At 36.0% G+C, this 2105-nt stretch carries 5 protein-coding genes and 1 tRNA gene; all 6 read right to left on the bottom strand.

What is annotated here, in order from left to right:
* The coding region (locus AB1414_19790) for an aspartate 1-decarboxylase (protein ID MEW6609655.1) at positions 1-123 on the bottom strand (123 nt) is incomplete at its 3' end.
* 57 nt (positions 124-180) lie between these two features.
* Entirely contained in the window at positions 181-438 is a 258-nt protein-coding gene (locus AB1414_19785) for a hypothetical protein (GenBank protein ID MEW6609654.1), read from the bottom strand.
* Positions 435-701, bottom strand: coding sequence for a hypothetical protein (locus AB1414_19780; protein MEW6609653.1), 267 nt, complete (start codon positions 699-701; stop codon positions 435-437). The genes AB1414_19785 and AB1414_19780 overlap by 4 nt, the downstream gene beginning before the upstream one ends.
* 582 nt (positions 702-1283) lie before the next feature.
* The gene (locus AB1414_19775) at positions 1284-1439 is read right to left on the bottom strand and encodes a hypothetical protein (GenBank protein ID MEW6609652.1); all 156 of its coding nucleotides are present in this window, start codon (positions 1437-1439) and stop codon (positions 1284-1286) included.
* A 410-nt stretch (positions 1440-1849) separates the two neighbouring features.
* Positions 1850-1925: transfer RNA gene (locus AB1414_19770), tRNA-Lys, on the bottom strand.
* Positions 1916-2105: adenylosuccinate synthetase (locus AB1414_19765; protein MEW6609651.1), on the bottom strand; the 190-nt coding region annotated here is incomplete at its 5' end. The genes AB1414_19770 and AB1414_19765, both read right to left, overlap by 10 nt.

Here is a 2105-nt window from a genome sequence, read left to right as displayed (position 1 = left end):
ATGTGGCATAATATCTGCGGCGATAAGTAATTCTTCATCAATAGTAATACTACCCAGATAATGTAAATTAGTTTCGGTAATCGTTACTCGATGAATTTTAGATTTACAAATTGTTCTTAACATCTTTAACCTCCAAGAAATTCTTCAGCCCTTCTTTATTCTCCTTGTTTTGTTCTTATTTTATGGAGTTTTCAGAATATTGTGTGTCCCTACCTTACGAAGGATGTATAATTCTTCTTCTATCTGAAAAGTAAAACGATATTCCTTTGTTACCCTTGCCTCCCAGATATTATTCGTCCCCTGTATTTTCTTTGCCCGCAGCGATGGATACCTAATGTCAACTAGGAGTAACTTTAGTTTTTTATCCACTTGTCTCTGAATATTTGGAGATAGACTTTCATAACATTCTACAAATTGTTTTGTGGGATAAAGTTTCATTTTCTAATCTTTATTCCTTTTTTAAATGCCTCAACAGTATCAAATGGACCAAATAAACGGCCTTCTTTTATATCCTTATCTGCTTTTCTTTCTCCTTCTTGCCACTCTTTTGTCCAAAAGTATGCCTGAGATGAGTCTATCTCTTGAAACATCTTCTCATACTTGATAAAATGGATAAAGGTTAATATCTTTTGCATCTTTTTAGGTGATAATTTCTTCAATTCATTCAAAACCTCTTGTTCATAATCTTTCTTTGCAAGCATCTTGTCTCCCCTCCATTTTAAAAATCATTTGTAATTATTCAACAGAGAATGTTCTGTCCTGCTTTTTGATAATCTCTTCTGGTATTTTTCGACCTGTGCGGTTAGGTTATAGACTGCCAATTTGAGTTCCCCCCGTTGATGGGAGCTGAAATCTCCCCCGCCAGCGGGCGACAACCACTTCTGATTTCTGTTTTCTGCCTTCTATCCTCTCCTATCTGCTATTTATCCGTGCTAATCCGTATTAATCAGTGGCTGAACAATTACAAAAGGCGTAGAAAATCCGGGATGGTTCACTTTTGTTTGAAATCTTGCGACTGGCTAAATTGGGTAAGAAGCAATGAGAGGAAATTAGGAAAATGGAAATTAGGAAAATAACCCCAATTTTCTAATTTTTCCAATTGTTGGCTACAGAAAAAAAATCATAGAGCGAGCCTTCAAAATGAACCGTCCCGAAAATCATTTTTTCTTCTCATCTTCAACCGCAACCTTAACCTCAACCTCTTTATCTAGTGTCGTGTTGAGTAAGTTTTGCACGGGGTATCATCACATTTCATAACTTGCAAACGGATAATTGGTAATTGGTTAAATAGTTTCGTCATGGTAACTGTTCAGGCTATATATCAAAAGCGTAAGAAAAGGGATAAGGAGATAAGGAAGATATAGAGATAAAATAATAGAAATAGATTGAAATTTATAGAAATAGGTAGAAATTGATCGTGGGAAACAACAAATTTCCATAAATTTCTATTAGTTTCTACTAATTTCAATTTTTGTAACTATTCAGCATACCAAGCAAGTAGGAAGTAGGAAAGGGAGAAAATACTTCATACTATTTTATTCTTATTTGTTATTTCGTATATTCTTAGCACTAAATGATGGCTTTTTTGCCATACTACAAGTTGTCTAAAATCATCTAACTTCTCATTCATTTTCTTTCCCTTTCCTACTTTCCTACTTCCCTACTTTCCTACAGGGTGAATAGTTACCAATTTTTTTAATAATATCTCCTTAATTCCAACATCTCCTTTTGTTACCCCACCTGAACGCTTACTCGTCATGAGCTCAGCCGAACGGTATTTAATTACCAGTTACCAATCACCAGTTACCAGAATCAAATTCCGTGCGTTATTTGTTCACCACGACATTAGTGGTGGGCCGTGCTGGACTCGAACCAGCCGCACCCGGCTTAAAAGGCCGGTGCTCTGCCAGATGAGCTAACGGCCCACAAAAAAAGAGTCCAAAAGAATTGTCTGGTCGCGTTGAGGACCTACGGAGACAAACTTAAATTTAACCTCGATAATCTCATTAATTCGTGCTAAATAATCCTTTAATTGTTCTGGTAAATCATCATAAGAGCGAATATGACTTATTTCTTTCTGCCAGCCTGGTAATTCGTCATAAATT

The sequence above is a fragment of the bacterium genome, assembly GCA_040755795.1.
Classification (GTDB): Bacteria; UBA9089; CG2-30-40-21; order CG2-30-40-21; family SBAY01; genus JBFLXS01.
This window is presented reverse-complemented; position numbering and strand designations above follow the sequence as displayed.

Coding starts and splice junctions, on each gene's coding strand:
- AB1414_19785 (MEW6609654.1), bottom strand. CDS start 438: ATGAAACTTTATCCCACAAAACAATTTGTAGAATGTTATGAAAGTCTA.
- AB1414_19780 (MEW6609653.1), bottom strand. CDS start 701: ATGCTTGCAAAGAAAGATTATGAACAAGAGGTTTTGAATGAATTGAAG.
- AB1414_19775 (MEW6609652.1), bottom strand. CDS start 1,439: ATGGAAATTTGTTGTTTCCCACGATCAATTTCTACCTATTTCTATAAA.